The 21,451-nt window shown below is 71.4% G+C and carries 7 protein-coding genes and 1 pseudogene; 6 read left to right on the top strand and 2 right to left on the bottom strand.

All coding sequences use genetic code 11. The features are described 5' to 3' along the window. Window positions 1–188 precede the first annotated feature (188 nt). The 6 genes from ACFU8W_RS01325 to ACFU8W_RS01300 all read left to right on the top strand — a co-directional run bounded on the left by ACFU8W_RS01325 (window position 189) and on the right by ACFU8W_RS01300 (window position 19,622). On the top strand, window positions 189–2,795 hold the full coding sequence (locus tag ACFU8W_RS01325) for a glycoside hydrolase domain-containing protein (protein ID WP_384031135.1): 2,607 nt from the start codon (window positions 189–191) through the stop codon (window positions 2,793–2,795). Further along, a complete protein-coding gene (locus tag ACFU8W_RS01320) occupies window positions 2,792–6,235 on the top strand; it encodes a DUF6603 domain-containing protein (RefSeq protein ID WP_384031133.1) in 3,444 nt (1,147 codons plus the stop codon). The genes ACFU8W_RS01325 and ACFU8W_RS01320 overlap by 4 nt, the downstream gene beginning before the upstream one ends. Continuing rightward, window positions 6,232–9,384 carry a hypothetical protein gene (locus ACFU8W_RS01315; RefSeq protein WP_384031131.1) on the top strand — a complete coding sequence of 1,051 codons (3,153 nt, stop codon included), beginning with the start codon at window positions 6,232–6,234 and terminating at the stop codon, window positions 9,382–9,384. The genes ACFU8W_RS01320 and ACFU8W_RS01315 overlap by 4 nt, the downstream gene beginning before the upstream one ends. Continuing rightward, window positions 9,385–14,493 carry a hypothetical protein gene (locus tag ACFU8W_RS01310; RefSeq protein ID WP_384031129.1) on the top strand — a complete coding sequence of 1,703 codons (5,109 nt, stop codon included), beginning with the start codon at window positions 9,385–9,387 and terminating at the stop codon, window positions 14,491–14,493. Further along, on the top strand, window positions 14,490–17,186 hold the full coding sequence (locus ACFU8W_RS01305; RefSeq protein ID WP_384031127.1) for a hypothetical protein: 2,697 nt from the start codon (window positions 14,490–14,492) through the stop codon (window positions 17,184–17,186). The genes ACFU8W_RS01310 and ACFU8W_RS01305 overlap by 4 nt, the downstream gene beginning before the upstream one ends. Window positions 17,187–17,921: 735 nt before the next feature. Continuing rightward, entirely contained in the window at window positions 17,922–19,622 is a 1,701-nt protein-coding gene (locus tag ACFU8W_RS01300; protein ID WP_384031125.1) for a GAF domain-containing protein, read from the top strand. A gap of 33 nt (window positions 19,623–19,655) precedes the next feature. On the opposite strand, the pseudogene ACFU8W_RS01295 reads toward ACFU8W_RS01300, so the two are convergent. Then, window positions 19,656–19,838, bottom strand: a pseudogene (locus tag ACFU8W_RS01295) (hemerythrin domain-containing protein); the annotation flags it as partial. A 216-nt stretch (window positions 19,839–20,054) separates the two neighbouring features. Further along, the gene (locus tag ACFU8W_RS01290) at window positions 20,055–21,260 is read right to left on the bottom strand and encodes a globin domain-containing protein (protein WP_345514533.1); all 1,206 of its coding nucleotides are present in this window, start codon (window positions 21,258–21,260) and stop codon (window positions 20,055–20,057) included. Between the last annotated feature and the right edge of the window lie 191 nt (window positions 21,261–21,451).

Raw genomic sequence — 21,451 nt, 5'->3', positions numbered from 1 at the left:
CGCCGTCGGCAGCCTTGAGCGGCATGGGCCGGTAACCCTGTGCTTTCGGAAACGGGTGCGGTCGCGGGTGCACAGGTGTCAGATACACGTTCACAACGGGGCGTTCACTGCGGGTTGACGACAAATGGTGGTCGACCCCAAGATGCACCGGCGACCACAATTTCTTCACAGATCGGGGGACCTGTGACGTGACCACGCACACGCAGGAATCAGTCGTCGCTGCGGATCCGGCTCCGTCTCCGGCCGCGCATCGTGAGGGCGTCGACTACAGCGACCGGCACACCGCTGCCGAAGTCAAGGCGATGAACGCCGAGTTTGTGGTCCGCTACCTCTCGCCGAACACCAGCGGTCACCCGTCGAAGCAGCTGACCAACCAAGAGCGGCAGGCGTTACATGCCCTGGGTATCGCCGTCGGATTCGTGTGGGAGTCGACGGGCAGTCGCGCCGCCGAGGACTACCAGGCCGGCGTGGACGATGCGAAGGCCGCCCAGAAGCAGCTGAGGAAGCTCGGAGCGCCCGACAACTCCGTCGTGTACTTCGCCGTCGACTTCGACACCGCCGGCGATCCGGGCCAGGTGGACGAGTACTTCCGCGGCGTGACGGAGACCTTCGGCCTCGCGAACACCGGCGTCTACGGCGGCTACGAGGCCGTCGAACACCTCCACGAGAAGAAGCAGATTCCCTGGATGTGGCAGACGGCCTCGTGGAGTCACAAGAAGTGGTACGCGGCCGCGCAGCTCCAGCAGTACTCCATCGACGCCCCGCCGGGCTTCGACCTCGACCGGACGACGGTTGCCGAAGCGGGGCTGTGGGAGCCGGTGAGCAGTCCGAACCGGCGGGTCGAGGGCCGCATCGTCGACGCGAAGGGCAACGGCGTCGAGGCACTCGCCGTCGGTGTGTTCCGGCAGGAACTCCACGGCGAGCGCCTGATGCCCGACGTGTACTCGTCCCAGGGCGAGGCATTCCACGGCTATGCGCGGACGGCCTTCGGCGGCACGTTCACGGTGGGTTACGACGGCGGTGTCGACGACCTCGTCGTCCGCGTCTTCAGCTCCGTCGGCCGCCAGCTCGGCCCCGACCACGGTCCCTACCCCGACGTCAAGGACAAGCTGGTGCTGCCGCCGATCCAGGTGGCCGCCGCCGAACTGAAAGGCCGTGTCTCCACCACCGGCGCCTTCACCCAGTCGGTCAACGGCAACGCCGTCGAGCCGCTGATCGACAACGACGCCGCCTGGAAGGCGTTGTACGACGACGTCCTCAAGGCCGAGCACTCGATCGACTGGATGCTGTTCTTCCTGGATGTCGGACGGGTCTTCATGACGTTCGACGATCCCACGCCCGACACCGGCGTCACCACGACCGGCGGCCGTCTCGAGGACGCGCTGAAGAAGGTCGCCCAGGACAAGGGCGTCAAGGTGCGGCTGGCGTGCAACCAGCTCACCGCGCACACGGCGTTCTCGATCCCCTGGCCGTTCACCACCGCGTCGCAGGTCACCAGGGCGATGAAGGATGTTTCCAACGTCAAGGTGCGGACGTTGCGCACTCCGGCGACCGCTCCCATCCACGCCAAGTTCGTCGTGATCGACAACAAGATCGCCTACCTGATCGGCTCCCCCTTCGTCTCCGACTACTACGACGGCATCACCCACGCGATCGGCGACGCGCGCCACGGCGACTTCTCCAGCTGCATCGACTCGCGTGCGATCAAGGTGCCGACGCACGACGTCAGCATGCGTCTGCGCGGCCCGGTGATCGGGCAGCTGAACGAGACGTTCGCGCTGCACTGGAACCAGGCCGACCCCGACGCTCCCGAGGAGCCGCCCGCGCCGGCACCGCCGGCCGTGGGTACGACGTCCCTCCAGGTCGTCCGCAGCCTCGCGGGCAACGCGCGCTACACCGCGTCTCCGCACGGTGAGAAGACGGTCCTGGAGTCGTACCTGCGCGCGATCGAGACGGCGAAGAAGTACATCTACTTCGAGAACCAGTACTTCACCAACGACGTCATCGCCGAAGCGATCGTCCGGCGTCTGAAGGAGCGCACCGAGCTGTGCGTGATCTTCCTGACGAACAACAAGGTCGACATTCCCAGCTACGACGTGCTGCATCCGCAGCACGTCGGCCGGGTGCTCTCCTCGCTCGAGGACGATGAGCGCCGGCGCGTCGGGTTCTTCTGCCCCTGGAGCCACGAGTCCGGTGCCACGGCGCAGAGTCTGACGGAGATCTGCCGCAACTACATCCACTCGAAAGTCGCCATCATCGACGACGACTGGATCACCGTGGGATCGGCGAACCTCGACGGCGCCTCCCTCGACTACAGCCAGAATCCGTACACGAACTGGTTCGCCACCTGGCTCTTCGGGCTGCGACCCAAGGGGGACCTGCACGAGAACCGCGAGACCGAGGTCAACGTGAGCCTGTTCGACCAGGTGTCCGGCGGACCGGCGACGACGATCGCCAGAGACGCCCGAAGGCGCCTGTGGGCCGAGCACCTCGGCTACGCGAGCCCCACACACGCGGACCTCCAGAGTCCGCCCTCGGGAGGCGACTGGCTGAAGCTCTGGCGGACCCGCGCCGAGGCGAAGCTCGCCGGACTCACGGCAAGCCGGATCACGATCCACTCGGCCAAGGTCCTGGCATATCCGCCGGAACCGGGAACCACCAAGATCTCCGATGACGCCGACTCGGCCGAGGGATACCTGAAATGGGCCGGCGTCAAGGTCGACGCCCTCAACGTGCGGGAGCACTTCCGCCGGTTCGACTGGAAGCACGGTCAGTGGGAGGACAACGCATCGTGACCCGGACCACGTTCCAGCAGGCCGTCGAGAGCATCGGTCAGGTCATCGCCGCGTCCACCGCGGCGATGCAGGACGCGCAGATTGTCGAGTTCGTGCTCAACCAGCTCGGCTGGGAGACGCCGCCGGGCACGGACCTGGCGAGCCTCGTCACGCTCGACGCGGGCGACGTCATCACCAAGCTGAAGATCGTCACCGCTTCGACGGACGAGGAGCGCGAGGACGAACTCCTGATGGCGGGCCGCTACGCCGACCTGCTGCTCGCCGTACAGGACTTCATCGCCCAGATCACCACCTTCAGCCAGTCGCTGCCCGGCGTCCTGTCGTCCGCGGGCGACTGGGTCGAGAAGACCGGCATCGTCCACGAACTGCCGCGCCGGCTGCTGGACTTCGCCGTCGTGGCCGGCGTCACGACGGCCTCGCCGCGCACGGCGTCGGTGCTGCGCCTGCTGGGAATCTTCCCGCAGTCGCACCACGGGGCCGACCACTCCATCTATCAGGTGGAACATTTCCGCGCGGTGGTCGACTACGAGCAGATCGGCGCCCTCCTGACCGACCCCGGCACGGCGCTCGCCGCCGAGTACGGCTGGGGCAGGCCGGAGTTCGACTCCGCCCGGCTGCTGGAGAACCTGGGCGCCCTGGTCCAGGGATTCGGCGGCCGCGGAGTCGTCTCGGAACTGCCCGAGCGGATCGACGCCCAGATCGGGAACGCGCCGACCGCGACCGACACGGCGCCGACACCTCAACTGCTCGTCGAGCTGTTACACAGCTATGGCTGGGTGATCGGCGAAGCGGGGTTCTCCCTGCACCGGCTACGCGCCACGACGGCCGAGGGCACCGACGCCGGAATCGAACTCTCGCCGTACATACGCGGGTCCGCGGAGCTGGAGATCCCGCTCTTCGGCCCGCTGAGTCTGGTGATCGACACCGACATCGACCTCTCCCAGGGCATCGGCATCGCGGTCAGGCCGACCGGCGTGCAGCTGCGCGGCGGACTGCTCCAGGGCGAAGCCGAGGATCTCACCGGCAGCCTCGCCATCGGGCTCAAGGTGGCCGATCCCGACGGCTCCCGGCACCAGCTGCTCTCGGCGGGCGGCGGCACCCAGCTCTCCTTCCTGGAGGCGTACGCGCAAGTGGGCGGGCGGGTCGGCGCCGAGGGGCCGCCCGACGCCTTCGTGCGCGCCGGTCTCATCGGGTGCAGGCTCGAGGTGGCCACCGGTTCCGCCGACGGGTTCCTGAAGGCGGTCATTCCCGACGGTCTCTCGGCGGAGTTCGACCTGCGCCTGCTGTGGTCCAAGCTGCACGGCCTGTCGTTCGAGGGCTCGGGCCGGCTCGACCTCACCATCCCGGTGCACGAGACGCTCGGTCCGATCACGCTGGACGCGCTCCGGCTGCGCCTCGGCGTCGGCGGCGGCGCGATCAGCCTCACCGCCGGGGCCAGCGGCAGCCTCGAGCTCGGGCCACTGCACGCCAGCGTCGAGAACATCGGGCTGCGCACGAAGCTCACGCCCTCGCCGGGAAACCTCGGCCCGGTCGGCCTGGAACTGGGCTTCAAGCCACCGGACGGCGCCGGTCTCTCGATCGACGGCCCGGTCACCGGTGGCGGATACCTGTTCTTCGACGAGGAACGCGAGCAGTACGCGGGCGTCCTGCACCTCCAGTTCGGCCAGATCAACCTCAACGCCTTCGGCCTGCTCACCACGCGCATGCCCGACGGGGAGTCCGGCTTCTCGCTGCTGGCCCTCGTCCAGGCGACCGGGTTCACGCCCGTTCAGCTGGGCTTCGGCTTCACCCTGACCGGCATCGGAGGCCTGCTCGGGATCAACCGCACGGTCGCAGTCGACGCCCTGCGCGCCGGTGTGCGCACGCACGCGCTCGACTCGATCATGTTCATGCGCGACGACCCCGTACCCCGGGCGCCGCAGATCATCAGCACCTTGCAGTCGGTGTTCCCTCCCGCGCGGGACCGGCATCTGTTCGGGCCGATGGTCCAGTTGGCGTGGGGCACGCCGACCCTCGTGACAGCCGAGATCGCGCTGATCCTCGAACTGCCCTCCCCGCTGCGGCTGATCGTGCTCGGCCGGCTGCGCGCGCTGCTGCCGACACCCGAGACCGCGGTGGTCAAACTCCAGCTCGACGCCGTCGGCGTGCTCGACTTCGGGCGCCGGGAGGTCTCGGTCGACGCGTCGCTGGTCGACTCCACGATCGGGCCCTTCGCGTTGTCGGGAGACATGGCGCTCAGGGCCTCCTGGGGCGAGCAGCCCGACTTCGCGCTGTCGATCGGCGGATTCCACCCGTCGTACACACCACCCGCCGGCTTCCCGTCGCTCCGCCGGCTGACACTCGCCCTGTCGAACAGCGACAACCCACGGCTGCGGGCCGAGTGTTACCTGGCCATCACCGCCAACACCGTGCAGGTGGGCGCCGCGCTCGAAGTGCGCGTGGCGGCCGCCGGGTTCGCGCTCGAAGGCGGGATGGGCTTCGACGCGCTCATGAACCTCGCGCCGTTCGGGTTCCAGGTCGACATCGCGGCCCATCTGGTCCTCAAGCGAGGGTCGAAGGCGCTGATGGGCATCGATCTGCGGGCGCACCTCACCGGGCCGGACCCGTGGCACCTCCAGGGCGAGGTCACCTTCAAGGTCCTGTTCGTCAAGGTCACCATCAGTGTGGACGCGACCTTCGGCGACTCCCGGGAACTGCCGCCGGCCCAACGCGAGAACATCTGGCCGCAGTTGCGGGCGGCCCTGGAGACCGCAGGCAACTGGGCTGCCGAACTGCCCGCGGACAGCGGCAGGCTGGCGACCCTCAAGCCGCCGACGCCCGCCGCAGGCGAGGCGATCGTGCACCCGCTCGGCGCGGTGCGCGTCTCGCAGCGGATCGTGCCCCTGCAACGCGAGATCGCGCGCTTCGGCACGGCGCCTCCGGCCGACTTCACGCGGTTCGAGATCGTCTCGGCGACCGGCGCCCAGCACGATCCCGTCCCCGTGTACGACAGCTTCAGCCCCGGCCAGTACCTCGGCCTCAGCGACGCCGAGAAGCTCGCCGCACCCGGCTTCGAGCAGATGCCCTCGGGCGCGCGCCTGACCGCGCCGGGCGACGCCCACTCGACGGGGCCCGGGGCAGCGTGCCCGATCACGTTCGAGACGATCACCATCGGCGGACATGCCTGGGGCGCGCCCTTCCGCCCCGACGACGCGACGGTCGCACAGCAGGCCGAGCACGGCGCGGCGGCGGACGCCGCGACACGCTCGACCGGACGGCTCAAGTACAGCGTCGACGCCGAGCAGCCGAAGGTGGCCGACCCGTCGTACGTGGTGGCTCCCGTCACCGACCTGTCGGCGCCCGCGACCGCGACCGACGGCAGCTTCAGCGCCGCGCGTGAGGCGGCGCGCGAGCGAAAGGACACCCAGATCGTGCGCCGCGAGGAGTTGATGTCCGCATGACCACCGGATACCGGTTCTTCTCCTGGTCTCGCCAGGGTCTGGCCGCCGGCATCCCGGCCGGTCCGCAGGGCAGCGAGGGCGGCCGCGCCGTCCTGCCGGTCACCCTGGGCGTGACCAAGAACGGCCAGGCCGACTCCGTGGACGTGAAGCTGCGCCTGTACGGGCCGGGCGACGTCCTCGGGATCGACGTCCGGCAGATCATCCGCAGGGATCCGCCACCGCTCACGGCCCAGTTCGAGCCCAACTACTTCCCCGCGGTCGAGTTCGATCTGCCCGACTATCCGTGGCTGTTCAGCCCCGAGGCGAGCGGGCCCAGACTGCGGCCGTGGATCGTGCTCGCCGTGGTCCGCAAGGACGCCGCCGGGCTCAGAGCCGACCCCCGCCGGCCGCTCCCCTGGCTGGAGCTGGACCCGGCGGACGTGCTCCGCGAACTGCCTCCCCTCGCCGACTCGTGGGCCTGGGCCCACGTGCAGGTCGCCGGTGACGGCACGACGGACGTGTCCCAGGTGCCCCCGGAGCAGACGCTCTCCAGGCTCGTGTGCCCGCGCAGGCTGGAGCCAGGTGTGAGCTATCTCGCCTGTGTCGTCCCGGCGTACGAGGCGGGACGCCAGGCCGGACTCGGCGTCGAGGTGACCGCGGCCGATGAGGACGCCTGGCCGCCGCCGGCCGGTCACTCGGGCCCCTTCGAGCTGCCGGTGTACGACCACTGGGAGTTCTCCACCGGACCGGACGGCGACTTCGAGGCGCTGGCCCGCCGACTGGAGCCGGTCGCCTTCGGGCCGGAGATCGGCACCCGCCCGATGGACCTGACCACCGCCGGGTCGCGGCTGCCGGTGCCGCCCGCCGGCGAGCCGGGCTCACAACTCGGGTTCGAGGGCGCGCTCATGTCACCCGCGGCGGTACCGACGGAGTGGCCCGACGAGGCGCGCGAGCCGTACACGCGGCGGATGATCGAGCTGGTCGACGAAGACGGCGAAAGCCAGTTGGTCACGCCGCCCGTCTACGGATCGAACGCCGTCGTACCGCCGCCGTCGTCGGCAGGTGCGGACGGCTGGCTGTGGCAGCTCAACCTCGATCCGCGCCACCGGGCCGCCGCCGGTCTCGGTGCCCAGGTGGTCGCCGAGCAGCAGGAGCAGCTGGTGGCCGGCGCCTGGGACCAGGCGGGCGACCTCGAACGCGCCAACACCCTGCTCAAGCGCGCGCAGCTCGCCCGGTCGGTCGCGGCCTCGGTGCAGGAGAAGCGGCTCGCGCCGCTGCCCGCCGACGTGGTACTGCGCATCACCCAGCCGCTGCACAGCCGCGTCCGCCTCCGGCACGACGGCAGCCACCGCCCTGGCAGTGCGACCACGCTGCGCGGCAGTATGCATGCGAGCGTCTTCCCCGAGGGCGCGGTGTCGGCGCCGTTCCGCCGTGCCGTGCGCCCGAACGGACCGATCGGCCGTCATCTCCCGTCCGCCGACGGCACGCCCGGACACATAGGCGAGCTCACGGCCTTGCTCGCGGCCGGCACGATCACGGTGCCGCTGAAGCCGGCCAAAGGCGCGGTCGCGTTCGACCGGATCGGCGCGCCGAAACTCCGGCGGGCGAAGACCGAGGTACCGGACGCGCCCGGCTGGACACGCGTGTTCGGGGGCGACACGCCCGTGTACCCGGCCGCACCGACCGCCTCCGTGGCCCGCATCGACGACGGCTCGGACGGCGGGGACCTGCCGCCCGAGCGCAAGCGCACACGCCTGCGCCTGGCCGGGATCAACACGCGGTTCCGCGACGCGTCCAAGGCGCTCTTCGAGCTGGTCCCGCAGCAGCCGGGGCAGATGGTGACGAGGCCGCTGTCCGCGCTGTCCTCGTCGGCGGACACGCTGGCGCTCGACGCGGTCGCCGGAGCGCTCCAGGACGGCGCCGGTCCGGTCGCCCCGGAGCACACGGTCGCCCAGCAGGTCCTGCCGCTGATGCCGGCCGACGGCCTGACACCGACCACGACACCCGGTCCGCAACCGGCGGACCCGCTGCGACCGCTGGCGGCGGCGCCGAGCTTCCCGCAACCCGCGAGCGATCCCCTGAGGGAGATCTTCCCCGGCGCGCTGCTGCCCGGCGCCGAGAACATCCGGCCGGACACCGTCGGCATCCTGGTCGGCAACCCGCGCTTCATCGAGTCCTACATGACGGGCCTGAACCACGCGCTGTCCGAGGAACTGCGCTGGCGCGACCTGCCGACGGACTACAGCGCCACGTACTTCCGCCAGTTCTGGAGCACACGCGGCGCCGGTTCGGAGGCGAGCTCCGACATCGACCCGATCACCGAGTGGCCGCCCGACCGGCAGCTCGGCCAGAACGCCACCCGCGTCGGCGGCCGGGGCATGCTGGTGCTGCTCGTACGCGGCGAGCTTTTCCGGCGCTTCCCCCACACGATCGTGTACGCCGTGCGCGCGGACACCATCGACAGTTCCCCGGTCGTGCTCTACCCCGAGTTCCGCGGCCGGCTCGAACCGGACATGACCTACCTCGGCTTCGGTCTGGGCATCGACGAGGCCCGCGGCAACGACGGCGGACCCGGCTGGTACTTCGTGCTCCAGGAGCAGCCCACCGGCGCCCGCTTCGGCCTGGACGCCCTACCCGACGAGGGCGGCGACGCGCGCTTCGGCGGAACACCCGCCACCTGGGCCGACCTGCACTGGGGCATGACCGCGTCCACATCGGCCGAGTACGACGCCCTCACCCACGTACCCGCCGACGGGCGGCTCGCGGGGCGGCCGCTGCCCCTGTTCGCTGCGGTGCCCCCGCCCGCGCCGGCACCGCCGTCCGCCAGTTGGGGCGCGGACGGCGCGCAGACCGCGTCCATCACGTTCCAGCGCCCCGTGCGGGTCGCGCTGTACGCCTCGCGCATGATCGGCGCCGACGTCCAGGACCCGGCGCTGCACGTCACCTCGGTCGAGCGGCACGCGGGCGCCGTCACCGCACTGGCCGGCGTCGACGCCGCCGGCAACCCGTGGCGGATGACAGCAGCCGAGGTGACCGAGGCGATCGCCCGCGGGGCGGAGAGCTTCGTACTCGACCAGGCCGACGGAGAGCGTCCGAGACTCGTGCTGACCGACACCGGCGGCACTCCGACGCTGGCGACCGCCGCCGGCAACCTGACAGGGGGATCGTAAATGCGCGCACCGGCCATCTCGTCGCTGAGCGCCGACAGCGGCCACGCCGGAGACACCCTCCAGATCGGTGGCAGTGACTTCGGCCCCAAGGCCGGCGGACCGGCACGCGTCGTGTTCCGGCTGCGCGTCGACCGGGCCACCGAGGTCTCCGCCGAGGTGACCTCCTGGAAACCGACGCGGATCACGGTCCGCGTGCCGCAGACCGCCGCGCTCGGCTCCGGCGGCAATGTCGACGTGAGCGTCGCGACCGCTGACGGCACCTCCAACCGTGTCGGGTTCACCGTCCAGGAGACCGACCGACCGGCGCTGACTGGGGTCGACCCGGCACGCGGCACGCCAGGAACGCCGCTGACCGTACGCGGAAAGGGATTCGGACTGGCGCCGTTCGGCTCGGGGTCCGGCCTGTTCGTGCGGGACGCGGGCGGCACGGAGCTGAAGCTGGCCACCCGGTCCTGGAGCCCGAGTGAGATCCGCGGTGAGATTCCGGAGGCTTCCGCGCTCGGCGGCGCGGGCGAGAAGTCGCTGGTCGTACGGACCCTGTGGGGCACGAGCGATCCCGCCCGGCTGACGATCGGGGCGGCACCCGTCGTCACGTCGGTGAACCCGCACAGCGTCTTCGCCGGGGATGAGATCACCCTCACCGGTACGGCGTTCGGGCCCGGCGGCCCCGGCTCGTCGGTGACGATCACCCCGAGCGGCGGCGCACCCATCGGCCTCGCCGTCGAGTCCTGGAACACCCGAAAGATCCACGTCGTACTCCCTCACGACCCGGCACTGACCAAGGCGGGCAACGCGTCCGTGACGGTCACCACCGAGTGGGGATCCTCCACGGCGAACGTAGCCCTGGAGGGCCCGGCGACTGTGAGCGACCTGCCCGTGGTGATACTTCCGGTGCGGCTGGAGACGCGATTCGACGCCGACGCCTCGGAACTGCTCGTACGGGTGTATCCCGACGACATCCACATCGACACACACGAGCCGGAACTGACCGCCGACGAGGCCGAGGCAGCCGCGCTGTACGCAGCCGATCCCGGCGACGCCACCTGGCGGCGAATCGTCGCCCGGTTCGGCGCCGCGCGCGCCGAGTGGATCGTACGCCCGGCCTCCAGCGGTCACGGCCCCGGCGAGCGAGCGCACTCCTGGACACGTGCCCCGCACACCGCCGTACTCCCGGACCGCTGGTTCGCATTCGCCTACGCCGCCCCTGACGACGACGAGCCAATGGCCACGGGCTGGGGCCGGCGGGTTCCCGAGCGGCTCGCCGTCGGTCCGGATCCCGCCGCGAGCGTGGGCGACACAGGGGTCGTCGACGAGGGCATGCGCTGGATGCTGGAGTTCCCTGCGGCCGAACAGGCCGGCATGGGGCTGCGGATACCGCTCCCGCCGAAGGCACGCCAGGGGATCGCCCGGCTGGCGGTCGTCGGCATCAGGACGCGGTACGCCGACGGAGCCGACGGCGCCCGACTGCTGGGCGACTGCCTGACCGCACACCGCTACACCCGCGGCCTGGGCATCCTGCCCGAGGGCACGCCGACCAACAACACCGAGAAGCGCCCGGCCGCCTTCGACTCGCGCGCCGATGTCCCGCCGCCCGGCACCCGGGCCGCCCCGCCGAGCGGCTCCTACGGCGCACAGGCAGCCCGCGCCCTCGGTCTCACCCGCCGCGCGGCGGAGATCTTCGGCGGTCTCGACCACGCCGCCGACGGAGCGGACGGGGAGACCGCACGCCGAGCCATGAACACGGCACTGTGGCCGACGACTTGGGGCTACTTCCTCGAACACATGATGCCGAACGGCAGCGCGCCGTTCCTGGCCGAGGGCGCCATCACCGCCGGCCGCCGCCACTTCATCGACAACGTGCGCGCCTGCGGACCGCTGCCGGTGCTGCGCGTGGGCAACCAGCCCTACGGCATCCTGCCCGTCATGCCCGCGCCGGACAGCGCCGGCAAGTCCGACGTCGCGCTGCGGCCGTTGCTCGACTTCCTCGACACGCTCCGCCCCATCTGGCGGCGATCCCTCGCCTCGGTCCCGCGCCCGGGCCGCCCGCTGGAGACCGGTCCCGAAGATCCCGACGAAAACCCGCTGCTCAGCGCCTTGGCGATGCTGCCGCACTCGGCCAGTCGGCGCGGCCGTACGATCCTCGGTCCGGCCTACATCGACGCCGCCTGGCGGTTCATGCACGCGGAGCTGGGCGGCGAGTGGTGGGCGGCCCAGCAGAGCGCCAGCAGCGCCGTCCTGGACTCGCTCGGGCTCGACTGGACGCCCCGCCTGAAGGACGCGACATTCGCCCTCAACTACTTCCCGCTGCCCGGCGAAGCGGTCGGCGCGAGCACCGACGACCACCTGTCGCCGGACTACATCGCGGCGCTCGCCGCCACGCCCCGGCCGTCCTGGCGGGCACTGCGCGACGAGGACGTCGCCCAGGCACTCGGCATGCAGACGCCGCACCCGCTGCTCTACCTCCTGCTGCGCCACGCACTCCTGGTCCAGTACGCCTTCGCCGCCGGTGAACTCGCGCCCGCCCTGCCATGGCGCAGCGAGCCCGAGCTGATCGACATCGACCAGATCGAGGACGACCTCGACGCCGCCCGCGAGCGCATCACCTGGGACCTCCTCGAAGACCGTCACTCCAGTGGCGCCACCAAGGGCGACTACCTCGACGCCCACCAGCACCGGGGCGACGAGTCCGGAGCGCTCGCCGAACTCGGCGAGCTGCGCGCGGCGATCGGGCAGCTCGCCGGGCTGCCGGCGACGCAGCTGGAACGGCTGATGAGCGAGACCCTCGACCTCAGCTCCTACCGGCTCGACGCCTGGATCGGTTCCTTCGCGTCGGCGCGCCTCGCCGCGACCGGTTCGCAGGCCGACGGCATCCACCTGGCCGGGTACGGCTTCGTGGAGGACCTGCGCCCCGACGCGGCCGGATCGCGGGAGAGCGCCGGATACCTGCACGCCCCGTCGCCTGCCCACGCGACGGCCTCGGCGATCCTGGCCGGCGGCCATCTGGCACACGGAGAACACCAGGGGCGGCAACCGTTCGGCATCGATCTCAGCTCCGAGCGGGTACGTCTGGTCCAGACGCTCCTGAACGGGGTCCGCCAGGGCCAGTCGCTCGGCGCCCTGCTGGGCTACCGGTTCGAGCGGGCTCTTCAGGAGAACGGTCTGGCGCGATTCATCGACGACTTCCGCGCGTTCGCGCCGCAACCGGTGGCCGCGGCATCCGACACGGCGTCCGACTCCGGCGGCCCGAGCGAGTCGATCGCCGCCCGCAACGTGGTCGACGGCCTGGCGCTGCAACGCCGTTGGATCGCCGACAACCGCCGGCTGGCGGACGGGTGGCCGGGACAGGAGTCCGCGGAGGCGGTTCAGGCCCAACTCGCCGGGCTCGACGACCTGATCGACGCGATCGGTGACGCGTTCGTCGCCGAGGGCGTGTTCCAGACCGTGCGCGGCAATCCCGAGCGGGCCACCGCCGCGCTGAACGCCGCCGCCCACCCCACCGGGCCGCCCCCGGACCTGGAGATCGTCGAGTCGCCGGGCTCCGGACTCGCCGTCACCCACCGCCTCGCCGTACTGCTGGCGGAGCACCCGGCCGACCAGGATCCGCTGTGGGCCTTCGAGCCGGGGCTCGAAGCGGCAGCGGTGGCCGAGCCGCGGATCAACGCCTGGGCCGACTCGGCACTCGGCGACCCGAAGCGGGTCCGCGTCCGGGTCGACTACTTCGACGCCAATGCGAGCGCGCAGGCGACGCCTGTCGCGACGATCGGACAACTGCGGCTCGACCAGATCTCCCCCCGGCTGTCGGCGCTCGACGTCCTACAGGCCGTGGCGATCAGCAACGGCTCGCAGCGCACTGAGCTCGAGCAGCGGATCGTCTACCACGCGCTGCGCAACCGTCCACCCGGCGTGCCCGTGGACGCCGTCGTCCGGCTCCGCCCGGTCGACCGGCCGGAGAGCGACGGCGCGGTCGCGCCGACCGAGCTCTTCGAGGTCGCGAGCACGCTGCGCGAAGCAATCGCCCAGGCCCGCCCGCTCACCCCGGCCGACCTGGCCCTGCCCGCCTCCGACGGCGGCCAGGCGTCCGTGGCGACCGTCGAGTTCGTCGGCCGCGCGAGTGCCGCGAGGGCGGCGCTGGCCGCCGTAGCCGACCGGGTCACCACGGCACTCGCCGACGGCACCGACGCGGAGACGTTGCGCGCGGTCCTGCTCGCGGCCGGGTACTTCGGCATCCCGGGCTCGGTTCCGTCGTCGGCGGTCGGCGACTCGCCCGACGACCGCGCGCAGCTGCGGCTTCAACTGTCCGCCGTGGACACCGACATTCGCCGGCGGCTGAGCGAGCTGACGCCGGCGCCGGCGCCGGATGCCGGCGCGACCGATCAGGACCGCTGCGACTGGGCGCTGGCCGCCCTGCGCGGCGTCTTCGGGCCGACGTTCCTCGCGCTGCCCCTGATCACCCCGGCGCGGACCGGGGAGTTCGACCCCGCCTTCGCCGCCAGCAACGGCCTCCAGGGCGGCGACCCGCTCGCCGCCACGCTGTGGTTCCAGCGCCTGAGCCGCGTACGGCCCGGGTTCCAGCGTCTGTCGGACGCGCTGGTTTGCGACGAGATCCTCAATGGCGCGGACCGGTCACGTTTCGAGGTGGCCCAGTTCCCGGCGCGCGCGGGCGACCAGTGGGTGGCGCTGCCCTACGACGCCGAGGCCGGTCCGCCGACCGGCAGGGTGTCCCTCGTGGCGCACGTCCCCGGAAAGCCGCCGGGCGTCGGCCTGCCAGTGTGCGGGGCGGTGTTCGACGAATTCTCGGAAGTGCTTCCCAGCCCGGAACGCACCACGGGCGTCGCGTTCCACTTCGACCAGCCGAACGCCACCGCACCCCAGGCGATCCTGGTCGCGGTGCCGCCCGCGGTCGGTTCGCCCTGGACGATCGAGTCGCTTCGCGCGACGGTCCTCGAGGCGCTCGACCTGGCGAAGCTGCGGATGGTCGACCTCGACGCACTCCACGAGGCCGGACAGTTCCTGCCGGCCACCTATCTCGCGATGAACAGCACCGGCGCGACGGTCGCCACGGACCTCGTCGGCGGCGCAGGCCAGCCACTCGGAATGAGAGACGCATGAACGCAACCCCAGAGCCCCCGCCGCCCCCGCCCCCACCGACGCCGGTGCTCGCCTCGCTCGCGCCGCAGTCCGGCAGGGGCGGCGTGAGCGTCAGGCTGACCGGTACGTTCGGTGGCGCGACGCCGCAGTCGTACGTCCACTTCCGCGTCCCCGGTGGGGCGAGCGTCGAGGGCACCGTCACCGCGTGGACGAACACGAGCATCGACGTCACCGTGCCCCCGCTGGCGACCATCGGCTCCGGCGGACCGTTCGACGTGGTGGTCGAGACGCCCGGCGGAATCTCCGCACCGGTCGCCTTCGTTCTGCACGAGGACGCGCCGCCCACGGCCGGTTCGCTCGCGCCCGCCGCGGGACTCGAACGGTCACAGACCACCATCACCGGCCAGGGCTTCGGCCGCCCGGGAACGCCCGGTTCGGCCCTCATCCTGGCAACCCCGGGAACGACCCCCGTCGAGGCACGGATCGTGTCGTGGACGCCGACCGCCGTCACCGCGACCGTCCCGGGACTCGCCGCGCTGGGTGGCGCGGGCTTCAAAGAGGTCGTGGTCCGCACGCCGTGGGGGCACAGCGAGCCGGTGCTGTTCGAACTCGGCGAACTCCCGGTGATCGAGTCGATCGGCCCGCCGAGCGCCTCCCCCGAAGCGACCATCGACATCAACGGTCACGCCTTCGGCCCACGCGAGGAGGGCAGGGCGGAGATCGTCGCCGTTTACGAAGGAGAGGACACGGAGTCCACCGACACGGTGGCTCTCGAACTCACCGTCCTCGACTGGAACGACCACCTCATCACGGCCCGGGTCCCCTCCCTGCGCGAGCTGCGGGCCTCAGGGGTCAAGCAGGTCCGGATCACGTCACGGTGGGGAACGGGCGAGCAGCACCAGCTTGTCGTGGGCGACCGCGGCTCGATCACCGCCTGGACGCGCCTGGAGGTCCACGCCCGCGACGACGACCTCGACGCCGGCCTGCAACGGGGCCTTCAGGCGGCCGTGTACGACGCCCGCTGGCTGCTCGGCCGCCAGTGGCAGATGCGCGAGTTCGACGGCGAGGACGCAGGATCGCCGATACTCGCGCAGGTCAGGGGCGAGACGTCCAGGATCGCGAGGTGGCGCCCGGGCTCTGTTTCCGCATCCGTATCCGCGTCTGCATCTGCCGCCGACGTGCCGAGCGGGCACGTACCGCTCGAGACCCTCGTGGAGCACGAGCGGATCCTGCCGCCACGCGACGGCACCTCGACGTTCGACGACCGGCGCCTCGCCGCCGAGTCGGGCCTGCACTGGCTGCGCCTGCTGTCACGGCACCTCTCGCGCCCCGAGGACGCGGACAAGTACCGCCGCCGGTACGTGCAGTGGGCGGGCATGCGGCCCCCGACCGAGCAGGAGCGCCGGACGCTCGACGCGGGGACGCTGCGCCATCTCGATCTGGCGGCCGGGCGCGCACCCGACGGCGCGCTGCTCTACCGCGACCTCCAGCAGGCGCTGCCCGCCAACGGCGGCCGGATTCCGGACAAGCCGCCGATCGACGGCAACGACCGCGACGGCTTCCGCCAAGCGGTCGTCGAATGGTTCGCGTGGTGGGACGAGCTGTTCACCCAGGCGACGGGTGCGGGGGACAGCTGGGCACCCTCGCGGATGGAGTACGGCTTCACGCTGTCCACCGAGACCTCGGCGGGTGAAGTCGCGCTGTCCGCGCCGGAGTACGACGGCCGGCGGCTCGACTGGTACTCCGTGTCCGTGGACGACGGCGACTCACTGCGCGCCGACGCGACCGAGCCGACGGGCGCGCCGCCGGTGCCCTTCGAACGCGGGCTCATACCCGTTCCCGTCTCCTTCCCCGGCATGCCCGCGCCAAGGTTCTGGGAGATCGAGGACGCGGCGGTCGACTTCGGTGCGGTGCACGCCGGCCCGACGGATCTGATGCGCCTGTTGTTCGTGGAGTTCGCGACCGTCTTCGGAAACGACTGGTTCACGATCCCCCTCGACGGCATACCGGTCGGCTCGCTGTGCCGGATCGAGAGCCTCACCGTGACGGACACCTTCGGCAGGCAGACCGATGTCACGCCGCTCGCCGACTCCGTCGACGGCTTCCGGATGTTCGACCTCGGCGGCCGCCCCGACCTGCTGTTCGCCGCCGACGCGCTGCCGTCCACGATCGAGTCGCCGCCGCTGGAGGAGGTCGTACTCATACGCGACGAACCGGCGAACCTCGTCTGGGGCGTCGAACGCGTGATCGCCGGCCCGGCGGGCCGCCCGGTCGACCGCGTCGAGACCTGGCACCGGCGCGCGGAAGAACGTGCCGCGGCCCGGACACCCCCACCACCCGGCGCGCCGGACCTCGCCTACCGCCTGGCCACCACCATGCCCGACTACTGGATCCCGTTCGTCCTGAAGGTCGAGCAACCCGACGGGCAACCCCCTTCGCGCTGGCTCGCCCGTGCCTCGCTGCGCGACCAGCAGACCGGCGCGCTCATCCAGCCCCTCGGCGAGTTGCTCGAACACCGCTCTCCACGCCTGCGGCTGTACGACGAGGTCGTGGCGCGCGAGGGGGTCCGGGTGCGGCGTACATGGCAGTACGGCCGCGGGCCCGACGGCTCGACCCACCTGTGGCGCTCACGGCGCCGGGACACCGGCAGGAGCGAGGGATCGAGCGGGCTGCGCTTCGATGTGGTGGAGCGGCGCAATGTCACACGGGGCTGACGTCGAGGGGAACAGCGTCACGCGGAGCTGACTGAGCACGGCCACGAGTGGGCTGCCTGTCCGGGCTGGACGACGGGCGGTCCACTCGTGGTCGCGCACCGGGCCGACACGTCACGATCGGGGCGGCGCCCGAGGTCAGGAAGACCGCTCCACGGTGCGGAGCCGGTCGTGTCGCTCGGGCGTGCTGTGCGGCCGTCCGGCCGGGCCACTGCTCCGGGGAGCTCGACGGGTCGCCTCGCCGACCGAGTCGTAGAAGGCGTAGACGGACCGCAGGCCGCCGATCTTGAGCGCGCTGAGCAGCCGGCCGTCGGCTCAGGTGAGGAGCAGCGAGCCCCCGCCGAGGGCCGCCGACATCGGCTGGGTCACCCCCAACGGTGCCGGAGGGTCGTTGAACCCTTCGTGGAGGAGACCAGCAGCAACACGGATCCGCAGCCACCACCAAGATTCGCCCGTCTGTCGGGGCCTACTGGATGTCACCCGACTCTCCCTTGTACGACGTCGGCCCGGGCGCCCTGAACCACGGCTCCGATCCACGTCACAGCCGAAGTCATCGGGCCCGGCCAGGGGACGATCACCCATCTGCCCACCCTTCCTGGGACCTGCCCTCGCCGCTCTCCAGGGTGCCGTCGAACGGGTTCGGCTCGTCGGGCATCCTTGGGGAGGGCCGGCGAGAAGGTAGAGGGAGCTGTAGTGGACGAGCGCGCGCAGGATTCGCGTGAGGTGGAGACATCCGGGATGTCTCCACAGCTGCGGCTGGATGCACTGCTGGAGGACCTGCAGCAGCAGGTGACGCAGGTTCGGGGGGCCCGGGACCGGGTCCACACGCTGCTGGACGCGGTGCTGGCAGTCGGCTCCGACCTGGACCTGGAGGTGGTGCTGCACCGCATCGTGGAGTCGGCGGTCACCCTGGTCGACGCCCAGTACGGGGCGCTCGGCGTCCTGGGCGAGGAAGGCACGATCAAGCAGTTCGTCACGGTCGGCATCGACGAGGAGGCCATCGCCCGGATCGGGCACTACCCGCGCGGCGAGGGCATACTCGGGCAGCTCATCCGTCACCCGGAACCGCTGCGTCTGGCGAACCTGGCCCAGCATCCGGCGTCCGTCGGCTTCCCGTCCGGGCATCCGCCGATGACCAGCTTCCTCGGCGCCCCCATCCGGGTCCGCGACCAGGTCTTCGGCAACCTGTACCTGACCAACAAGCAGAGCGGAGCGGAGTTCGACACCGACGACGAGGCGGTGCTGCGGACCCTGGCCGCGGCGGCCGGTGTGGCGATCGACAACGCCCGGCTGTACGAGGATGCGGACCGCCGACAGCGGTGGCTGGCGGCCAGCAACGAGCTGACGCGTAGCCTGCTGTCCGGTGCGGAGCCCGCCGCGGTACTGGAGTCTGTCACGGCCACCGTGCGGGAGATGGCCGGTGCTGACCTGGTCACCTTGGGGGTGCCGGTCGGTGACCGCGGCGAGTTGGTCATCGAGGCTGCCTCGGGAGTGTTGGCCGAGGAGGTCCGCGGGCTGTTGCTGCCCGCCGCGGGGCTGGCTGCGAAGGTCTTCACGTCCGGGGAGAGGATCGCCAGTGATGCCGTGAGCGCCGACCCGCGCGCCGAGGGTGGCAGCGCCTCGGTGGTGGAGCTGGGGCCGGCGTTCTTCGTACCGCTCGGCACCCGGGAGCACGTCCGCGGGGTGCTGCAGGTCGCGAACGTACCGGGCAGCGCCTTCTTCACGGACGCCGTTGTCGACATGGTCACCGGGTTCGGCAACCAGGCTGCGTTGGCCTTGGACGTCGCTGAGCACCGGCGGGACACGGAGCGCATGCTCGTGCTCAATGACCGCGACAGGATTGCCCGGGACCTGCATGACCTGGTCATCCAGCGGCTGTTCGCCGGCGCGCTGTCGCTGCAGTCCACGCTGGGCCGAGTGGCCGACCGGCCGCAGGTCGGCGAGCGGATCCAGCGGGTTGTGAACGACCTGGATGACACCATCAAGATCATCCGTTCCACCATCTACGGCCTGCGCGAACACGATCGGACCCGTCGCGGCAGCGGTCTGCGCGCCCAGCTGGTGGCGGCCACTGAGCGGGCCACCGAATCGCTTGCCTTTGCCCCGGCTCTCCGCATGACCGGGTTGCTGGACACGGCCGTGTCCGCCGAACAGGCCGAACAGTTGCTGGCCGTACTCGGCGAGGCCCTGTCCAACGCCGCTCGGCACGCACAGGCCACCACCGTCGACGTCAGCGTCGAGGTCACCGGCGCCGCCCTGCAGCTGCGCGTGGCCGACAACGGCCGCGGGATCGACCCGGCGGTCACCCGCCGCAGCGGCCTGGCCAACCTCTGCAGGCGCGCGGAGGAGATGGGCGGAACGTTCGGCCTGTCTTCGAACGAACCGAGTGGCACGGTCGTCGAGTGGGTCGTCCCGCTCCTTGAGGATGTGGTTGCGTAGCAGGTCGAGGGTCTCGATCAGCCGCGCCGGCCAGGTGGGATCGGCCAGGAACGGTCCCTCGGCCTCGGCCGGCACGACCTCGATACGGCCGTGTTCGGTCTCCAGCGCGGCGATCTTCTCGGGGAACTCGGCGACCAGGGCGGGGAACAGGCCGTGCTCCTCGACCTGGGTGTGCGGATTGAGCACGGGAGCGATCTCCCGGGCCGGCTCCGCCATGCGCGTGACCTCACCGTGGCGGCGGGCGAGCGGCTCGGCGGGCACCATGCGGCCGGGCGCGTCGCGCAGCACCAGCGCGGCGATGACCGCGCAGGTGCTGCCCGCATCCAACCGCGGATGCGGGCAGCTCACTGCGTCGCCGAACGTCGCCGGCCCGGATTCCCATTCTTGTGGGCCTTGATTGTGTGCGTCCTGCCGCCTCGACGGTCGGACGTTTCAGCCCTCGGCGTGGGCCAGCCACAGGTCGGGGCCGAAGACCTCGTAGCGGATACGGCGCGCGGGGATACCGGCCTGGAGCAGTTGGGTGCGGACGGCGCGCATGAAGGGGAGCGAGCCGCACAGGTACACGTCGGCGTCGGCGGGCAGGTCGAGGCCGTCGAGGTCCATCAGGCCCGTGCGGGAACCGGGTTCCTCAGCTGCGTCCTGTTCGTACCAGAACTCTGCCCGTGCATCGGGCAGTTGCTCCACGAGATGGCGGGTGTCGGCGCGCAGGGCGTGGTCGGCCGGGGTGCGGTCGGCGTGCAGGACATGGACCGGACGGGCGGAGCCGGTGGCCGCGAGGTGTTCGAGCATGGCGACCATGGGGGTGCAGCCGATGCCGGCGGATACCAACACGAGCGGGGTGTCGGCGTCGTCGAGGACCACGTCTCCGAACGAGGCGGACAGGGTGAGTTCGCCGCCGGTCCGGACGGTGCGGTGCAGTTGGTTGGAGACCTCGCCCTCGGGTGCCTCGGCAACGCTTGCCACCCGCTTGACGGTGATGCGCCGCAGCCGGTCGCCGGGGGCGTTGGACAGGCTGTACTGGCGGGTCTGATGGATGCCGTCGGGCATGAGGACCCTGACGCTGACGTACTGGCCGGCGCGGGCCGGAGGCACGGGACCGTCGTCGGCCGGACTCAGCAGGAAGGATGCCACGTCCGGGCTCTCCTCCCGCCGCTCCACGACGTTCCATTGCCGCCACGGGTGCCGGGGGTCGACCTGGGCTTCCTGGTAGAGCCGGGCCTCTTGGGCGATGAGGGCGCCGGCCATCAGCCAGTACACCTCGTCCCAGGCGGCGGCCACCTCCGGGGTGACGGCCTCGCCGAGCACGTCGCCGATGGCGCGGAAGAGGTACTTGTGGACGATCGTGTACTGGTCCTCGGTGACGCCGAGCGCGGCGTGCTTGTGCGCGATCCGGGCGAGCAGCGCGTCGGGGCGGGTGTCGGGGTCGGCCAACAGCGCCTGGGCGAAGGACGCGATGGACCCGGCCAGGGCTCGTCGCTGCTCGCCGCTGGCCTGGTTGCCGCGGTTGAACAGCCCGTCCAGCAGCTCGGGCTGCTCGGCGAACATGGTGCCGTAGAAACGCGCTGTGATCTCGTCCAGCGCCCCGCCGACGGCGGGCAGGGTGGCGCGAATGACAGCGGCCGACTCGGGCGAAAGCATGGCTCTCCTTTGCAATGCGGGCACATAGAGGGACGGCACTCACCGTCACAGCCGCGGTCCGTGATGCGGATCCGACCGGCACATCGATCGTGCCGGTGGCGCCGTGATCTCGAATAGGGCCGAACTTCCCTGAGGACAGGGCCCATCGGGCCGGTCCGGTGTGAGGCCCGGTGCCTGTGACCGTCAGTCAA

The organism is Streptomyces sp. NPDC057565, assembly GCF_042801455.1.
GTDB classification, from domain to species: Bacteria; Actinomycetota; Actinomycetes; order Streptomycetales; family Streptomycetaceae; genus Streptomyces; species Streptomyces yanii.
This window is presented reverse-complemented; position numbering and strand designations above follow the sequence as displayed.

Excerpts from the sequence above, each read along its gene's own strand:
- ACFU8W_RS01290 (WP_345514533.1), bottom strand. The coding sequence starts at position 21,260 with ATGCTTTCGCCCGAGTCGGCCGCTGTCATTCGCGCCACCCTGCCCGCC.
- ACFU8W_RS01310 (WP_384031129.1), top strand. The coding sequence starts at position 9,385 with ATGCGCGCACCGGCCATCTCGTCGCTGAGCGCCGACAGCGGCCACGCC.
- ACFU8W_RS01305 (WP_384031127.1), top strand. The coding sequence starts at position 14,490 with ATGAACGCAACCCCAGAGCCCCCGCCGCCCCCGCCCCCACCGACGCCG.
- ACFU8W_RS01315 (WP_384031131.1), top strand. The coding sequence starts at position 6,232 with ATGACCACCGGATACCGGTTCTTCTCCTGGTCTCGCCAGGGTCTGGCC.
- ACFU8W_RS01300 (WP_384031125.1), top strand. The coding sequence starts at position 17,922 with ATGTCTCCACAGCTGCGGCTGGATGCACTGCTGGAGGACCTGCAGCAG.